4 protein-coding genes and 1 pseudogene are annotated in these 6,901 nt (G+C 60.6%); 4 read left to right on the plus strand and 1 reads right to left on the minus strand.

Translation table 11 applies throughout. The features are described 5' to 3' along the window. A pseudogene (locus tag VBE63_RS23135) lies at window positions 1-210 on the plus strand (hypothetical protein); the annotation flags it as partial. A gap of 446 nt (window positions 211-656) precedes the next feature. On the opposite strand, the gene VBE63_RS23140 reads toward VBE63_RS23135, so the two are convergent. Beyond that, complete coding sequence (locus VBE63_RS23140) at window positions 657-1,040, minus strand: flagellar protein FlaG (protein ID WP_323685375.1); 384 nt, start codon at window positions 1,038-1,040, stop codon at window positions 657-659. A 341-nt stretch (window positions 1,041-1,381) separates the two neighbouring features. On the opposite strand from VBE63_RS23140, the gene VBE63_RS23145 reads away from it, so the two are divergent. From VBE63_RS23145 to VBE63_RS23155, 3 genes are all read left to right on the plus strand, one after another. Next, window positions 1,382-3,181 carry a flagellin gene (locus tag VBE63_RS23145; protein WP_323685376.1) on the plus strand — a complete coding sequence of 600 codons (1,800 nt, stop codon included), beginning with the start codon at window positions 1,382-1,384 and terminating at the stop codon, window positions 3,179-3,181. Window positions 3,182-3,392: 211 nt separating this feature from the next. Further along, window positions 3,393-6,443: a tetratricopeptide repeat protein gene (locus VBE63_RS23150; protein ID WP_323685377.1), complete on the plus strand. Its 3,051-nt coding sequence runs from the start codon at window positions 3,393-3,395 to the stop codon at window positions 6,441-6,443. A 21-nt stretch (window positions 6,444-6,464) separates the two neighbouring features. After that, the gene (locus tag VBE63_RS23155) at window positions 6,465-6,818 is read left to right on the plus strand and encodes a hypothetical protein (protein ID WP_323685378.1); all 354 of its coding nucleotides are present in this window, start codon (window positions 6,465-6,467) and stop codon (window positions 6,816-6,818) included. Window positions 6,819-6,901 lie beyond the last annotated feature (83 nt).

Consider the following 6,901-nt stretch of genomic DNA (forward strand, 5'->3'; position numbering starts at 1 on the left):
ATCGAGACCGCGCGCGAGGAAGGCCGCGAGGAGGGGCGCGAGGAGGGGCACAAAGCAGGGCACGAGGAAGGCCAACAACAAGCCAACCGCGAAACCGCCCGTCGCTTACTCACCCTAGGCCTCATGGCCGATGAGCAGATCGCCACGGCGACGGGGCTCTCATTGGCGGAGATCCAGCGCCTGCGCGAGGCCGCGACCAAGGCCCAGTGACGCGCTCACAAGCCTCCGCACAACCCACCACACCGAGTTCCGTCCGACGATGACGCATCGTGGTACGTCGCCGATTTACACGCCTCGGCGTGAAGCACATCGGAAAGCCGTGTACGGGAGAACCGTATGCACGGTTTGATGAGGGAGGGCTGGCATCTTGTAGCGATGATACGGCTATTGAGGCACCGCCAAACGAAAGGGGCGGAAACAGATAGGCCGTGTCTAAGGTCGCCGGATGCTCGCTCTCTACTCTACCCGATTGACGCCTCCGCACCCGCATCCGCGCTGAGCCAAGCCATGGCGCCATAGATGCGATTGTTCGCGTAACGCGACAGCCACTGCTTGAACTGATCTAGCTTGCGCAGGAAGGCCTTCACATCCTTGGGGCGCAGCGTCGCATAGCCTCAAGCCTCAAGCCTCAAGGTTCAAGCCTCAAGGTTCAAGCCTCAAGCCTCAAGGTTCACCAAGCCACCACGCGCGGCTTGGGTCATCTCGGCGATTTGCTCGACTAAGCGCATCACCTCCTCCGGTGGGATCTGGCGGATCACATCGCCTGATTCGCTGTCCACAAGGCGCGTGATCAGGCGCTCGCCGGGCGGCTCGCTCATCTCGAACTGCACGCCATAGTTGCTCATCACCTCGTTCACGCGCCGGATCGGCTCTTCGAGATCACTGCGGCCTGGGGCCTGGTTGCTCTCGACTTCACTGAGCAGACTGCCGGCGGCCGGCAACGCCTGCAGCAAGCCCTCGAGGCGCTGGCGTGGGTTCAACTGGTTGACGGGCGCGGCATTGGGCGCGGTTTGATTGATATCGGTGATAGCGCTAGACATGGTTAGACTCCTTGGAAGTCAACAACACGCGGCGAACGGATGCAAAAGGCTCGGACAAACCGGGGTGGCGACGAAACCAGCCCCACCGAGCCGGCCAGTTGTCCCCTGATAACCAGTATCGACCGCGCGCCGAGAAACTTGAGCCCAAGGCAGGGGCCTTGTGAGCCAGGTCGCGTCTTGGCGTGAAAATAAAAAAAAGTTGGCCGCAGGGCTCAAGACTCGCGCGCCGCTGCCGTTAGTACAGACAACGGCCAACATTGGTGCCGTTGCGACAGGCCCCGGCAGACGTCGACTGACCTGCCCTCCTGGCGCCTTCACCACGTACTCGGAAGGAGCGAACCATGTCCGTTATTAACACTAACATCACCTCCCTGATTGCTCAGTCAAACCTGAACAAGAGCCAGCAGATGCTGAGCACCGCGATGGAGCGCCTCTCCTCCGGTATGCGCATCAACAGCGCCAAGGACGACGCCGCCGGTCAAGCCATCGCCAACCGCATGACCGCGCAGATCACCGGCCTCAACCAGGCGCAGCGCAACGCCAACGACGGTATCTCAGTCGCGCAGACCGCTGAAGGCGCCCTGAACCAGGTTAACGACAACCTGCAGCGCATCCGCGAACTCTCGGTGCAGGCCGCCAACGAGACCAACTCCACTGCCGACCTGCAGTCCATCCAAGACGAGATCGGTCAGCGCCTGGGTGAGATCGACCGCATCTCGCGCGAGACCGACTTCAACGGCGTCAAGGTGCTTGCTGAAGATAATGCCAACTTCAAAGTCCAGGTCGGTGCCAACGACGGTGAAGTGATCAACATCGGTCTGCAGGAGATTACCTCATCGACCCTGAACGTCGATCAACTCGATGTCAGGAGCATGGTATTCAGCTCTGATCTCACCGCGGCTGCGCCGTTAAACCTGACGGATGTGACCAGCATCCAAGCCGCAGAGTGGGAAGATATTACCTTCGAACTGGACGGCTTGGATTTCAATCAGTTCGTTGGCGACAGCAGCCTAACCGGTGGCGCCGCCAGTGACTACGCGAACAGACTTGTCCTGGAGACCGGCGGTGCCTACTACGCGGCGACATTCGATGCCGATACCAATACGATCAGCGTTGGTGATGCGATCACAGGTGCGGCATTAACTGCTTTGACAGCGGGCGTTACAGCCTTCGCGGCAGGTGTAGACTTCCTGGATGCGGATGACAACGTCGTCACGTTTGCAGAGGCCAGCAATGCTGCAGTATCGTCTGATGTATTATCCGACTTTACTCTATACCAGGCAAACCCTGGAGCTGGATCGGAATACTATGTTGAAGCCGAGGATGGCAATTTTTACGCCGCTACACTCAATTACACCACAGGTGTCGTATCGGTTGATTTTTCGGACACGGTGACTGGAACTGCCGGTGATCCTTTAAGTGGCCTGACTGGCGTCAGCACGGATACAGCCGGCGTCTCTGTGACTGGAGAAGAACTCCTAACGCAGATTGGCGTTGGGGTTGATATGAGCACGACTGGCGGCACCGTCACCAGCAGCGTCAATGACCAACTGGCTGGAACAAACACGCTGCAGCAAAACGAGGAGGGTGACTATTTTGTCCGCAACGTGGATGCGGATGGCAATACCACCTACTACAACGCGTCAATCGTTGAGACTGGCGGCGTGGCTTTGGTGAGCCTTGGCGATCAGGTCATGAATGTTGATGCGCTCGCTCTGGAGGGAACCAACACGCTGATGCAAAACACCAACGTCCAAGGGAGCGCCAGTGAGTATGTGATCCGTAACGTTGATAACGGGACGACAACCTACTATGCGGCGACATTTGACGAGGACAGCGGTGAGGTCACCCCCGGCGATGAGATTGTCGTTGATCCGCTGAAGACTCTCGACAACGCACTAGCCCAGATCGATAGCCTGCGCTCTGATCTTGGTGCCATCCAGAACCGCTTCCGGGATGCCATCACCAATCTCAACACCAATGAGACCAACCTGCAGGACGCACGCTCACGCATCCAGGATGCTGATTATGCGAAGGAGGTCGCGGAGATGACTCGCGCCCAGATCCTGCAGCAGGCCGGTACCTCGGTCTTGGCACAGGCTAACCAGTTGCCACAAAACGTGCTTTCGCTGCTCGGCTAAGCGCTGATGCATCAACCCCGGCAGGGCTAAGCGCCCTGCCATAGACCAGGCCGGTCCGTTATTAACGGGCCGGCCTATTTCGTTCATACGGCTGCACCCAGCTTGCGTGCTATCCTCTTAATGCAATTAAGTGATCACGCAAAAAAAGCAGCCACCTCTTTAGCTTGGTGTGCGCCGCGCGCGCTAAGCCCCCTGATGCGGGTAACACCAGATGGCAAAGTCTCCTTCCCGGCCGCGAGCAACCCGCCGGTTATCGCCGCAACAGTTACGTCCTGTCACCACCCTTGATCCCGCCAAGGCTGCCAGTGCGGCACTGGAAAAGGCGCGCCGAGCCACCGAGCGGCAGCCCGAGGACGCGTCCGCTTGGCGCCATTATGGGCTGCTGTTGGCGCGCTCTTTGCCTTCAAGGCCCATCTTGCAGCAGGCGGAAACCGCGCTGACGCGGGCCCTGGAGCTCGACCCGCAGACACCTGAACCTAGGGGTTGGCTGGCGCTGGTTCTATACCGTCTTGGCGACAGCGCGCGTGCTAGCGAACAGGCGCAATGGGTTTTGGCCGAGCAGCCGGAACAGCCGCACGCACTCTGGGCGCAAGCCTACTTGGATTCTGATGCCGGGCGGCGCCAAGAGGCGCTTGCAGCGGTTGAACGGGCTCTTGCGCAGGGTCCGCGAGAAGAGCGCCATCTGCAAGAACTGCGCGGACAATTGCTGAGTGATCTCGGGCGCCTTGAAGAGGCGGCCCTGGTGTATAAAGAACTATTAGTCAAGTCACCAAAGAACTGGAGTTATTGGAATAACCTCGGTACCGTCTATCGTGACCTCAGCGATCTGCCAGCGTCTGAAGACGCCTATCGGCGTGCGATCGAGGGGGTTGGACAACTCAACGCGACCCCTTATTCCAACCTGGTGACGCTCTCGCACTATGATCCGGCCAAGAGCCGCGAGCAGTTGTATGCGCTGAGTCAGGAGTGGCAAACGCGCTATGCGCCCACCCAGATCCCAGAGCGCCCCCGCCCGGACGACCGCTCCTCGCAACGGCCCCTGCGCATCGGCATGTATTCCGATGGCTTTCGTGCGCATCCGGTCGGCCATATGATCGGTGCCGCCTTAGCACGGCTGCATCCCGACGAGAGCGAGCTTGTCCTCTATCCGACCCATCCGCAGGCTGATGCCATCACTCGCGCCTTGCAGCGTTATGCCGTGCAGTGGACGCCTGTCCACGGCATGAGTGATGACGAGTTCTACGAGCAGCTGATCGAGGACCGTATCGACATCCTGTTCGATCTGGCGGGTCACAATCGCGGCACCCGCGCGCGCGTGATTGCTCGGCAGCCGGCGCCGCTGATCGTGAAATGGGTTGGCGGGCTGATCAACACGACCGGCATCCACGCCATCGATTACCTCCTGAGCGATGCCATCGAAACGCCGCTTGGCGCAGAGGAAGACGCCTTTTATAACGAAAAGCTCATCCGCCTACCGGATGATTATATTGTTTACCATCCGCCGCCCTACACACCTCCAGTCGGCCCCTTGCCAGCGCTTAAGCAAGGCACACTGACCCTTGGCTGCTTCAACAACCCGACCAAGCTCAATCCCGAGCTGACCCACGAATGGTCGCAATTGCTGCACGCCCTGCCGGGATCGCGCCTGCTGCTCAAGGGCAAGGCCTTCGATAGTGAACCGGTGTACGAGCGCATGCGTGCGGCCTTTGCTGCCGAGGGCATCGACGGTGAGCGCTTGCTGCTCGAGGGTTTTACGCCCCACCACGCCCTACTCAACACCTACAACCGCGTCGACATCGCCCTCGACACCTGGCCCTATTCCGGCGGCCTCACCACCTGCGAGGCCCTGCTGATGGGCGTGCCGGTGGTGACCCTGCCAGGCCCCACCTTCGCCGGTCGCCACAGCGCCACCCATCTCACCAATGCTGGTTTGCCTGAACTGGTGGTCTCAAGCTGGGACGAATACCGCGCGCGGGTCATCGAACTGGCCAGCGACCTCGACAGCCTGGCCACCATCCGCCAGCATCTGCGTCAGGTGCTGCGCGAATCGCCGGTCTGCGATAGCCAGCGCTTCGCGCGCCATTTCATGATCGCCATGCGCGCCATCTGGCAGCGCTACTGCGAGGACAAGCCGCCAGCGGCGCTAACACTCGACAAACAAGGCCAAGCCTGGTTCGACGGTGAGGCCGAGCCGATCAGGGTCAGCGTGCCCGAGCCACTCCCGCTGACCAGGGCCGAAGCGCTCCAGCTCGACGCCTTCAACTGGCAATTGCCCAGTAAGTTGGTGGTGCTCGACAACAGCAGCAAGCTACTACGCGGCGGGGCTCTACCCATCCTGCTCAAGACCGGCGCCTTTGGGATCGTCGCCTTCGACCCCCAGAGCCAGGTCGAGCAGCCAGAGCGCTTCACCAACACCGAGCAGGTGCAACTCTTCCGTCATGCCCTGCTCGGCGACGGCCAGCCCACCACCCTGTATGCCTGTCTAGAGCCGAGACTGAGCAGCACCTTGGCACCGCTACCCGCGGAACAACTGCCGCCAGAAGTCCGCGAGGGCGCGCGTGTCCTCACCCAACTGCCCATCCAAACCATTGGCCTGGATCAGATCGAGGGCCTAGAGAGTCTAGATTGGCTGCTCTTAGACGGGCTCAGTGATGCCGCCACCATCCTTGAGCACGGCACCCAAGCGCTCAAGAATGGCCTGTTGATCGAAGTGCACATCGCCTTCGAGCGCACCCATCAGCGCCAACCGAGCCTTGACGAGATCAGCTACTGGGCCAGTCGCAACGGCTACCGTTTCTATTGCTTCCACGACATCGGTCGCCGCAGCCATCTGCCCGAGCGCGATGATCTGCTGAAAAAGCAAAGCAGCGAGCTGATCGTCGCCGATGCCCTGTTCATCCCCAGTGTTGCGCGTCTGGCCGAGCTGACGAATGAGCAATGCCTGAAGCTCGCCTTTCTGCTACACACCATCTACGGGATTCGCGACCTCAGTCATGAGCTGCTGACGCGGGTCGACGCGGACAAGGCCGAGGCGTATCTGATCGCCGAAGGCATCGTCAAACGGCCGGTGGAAGAGGGCCTGAACGAGGCCGAGGCCGAGGGCAACATCATGGTCGATGCCGGCGGCGGCGCGGTTGAGCTGGATGAAATGAGGGCTGAGGAGCTGGATGCTGAGGCTGAACTTGAGCCCGATGCAGCGTCAGGTACAGAATCGGCACCGATAGCCTCCGGCGAGCCAGAAGACGAATTCGTCTTCGATTAACAGAGGTGCCACCGTTCGACCATGCAGCGCTATTGGACCCTCAAGCTTAACACCGGCCCCCAGGTCAACGTCGCAGCCGACCTCGACAACCCAGTCACCCTGACGCTGCTCGAGTATGAAGACTGGCCCGAGCCCGAGCACGCCTTCCTGCGCCAGCTCATCCAGCCCGGCCTGCGCCTGTTGGATGCCGACACCGGCCTGGGACTTGGCGCGCTCGCCATGGCGCGTGGCTTGAACGGAGCAGGGCAGCTGACCGCCCTCTACACCATCGGCGCGAGCTTGCGCGAACAAGCCCCCATCGCCTATGGTCAGATTAAGGTTGTCTCGATGTCTTCCAATCCTGGCTCATGGCGCGTTTTCAGGACCAGACCTTAGAGGAGATCCTCCGCATGCTTGGTGAACTGACCCCACTCGAACAGACCCGTGCCTATCGCGAGATTGTCGCCAAGAACCAGCCG

Source organism: Lamprobacter sp. (genome assembly GCF_034860625.1).
Taxonomy (GTDB): Bacteria; Pseudomonadota; Gammaproteobacteria; order Chromatiales; family Chromatiaceae; genus Lamprobacter.

Excerpts from the sequence above, each read along its gene's own strand:
- VBE63_RS23140 (WP_323685375.1), bottom strand. The coding sequence starts at position 1,040 with ATGTCTAGCGCTATCACCGATATCAATCAAACCGCGCCCAATGCCGCG.
- VBE63_RS23145 (WP_323685376.1), top strand. The coding sequence starts at position 1,382 with ATGTCCGTTATTAACACTAACATCACCTCCCTGATTGCTCAGTCAAAC.
- VBE63_RS23155 (WP_323685378.1), top strand. The coding sequence starts at position 6,465 with ATGCAGCGCTATTGGACCCTCAAGCTTAACACCGGCCCCCAGGTCAAC.
- VBE63_RS23150 (WP_323685377.1), top strand. The coding sequence starts at position 3,393 with ATGGCAAAGTCTCCTTCCCGGCCGCGAGCAACCCGCCGGTTATCGCCG.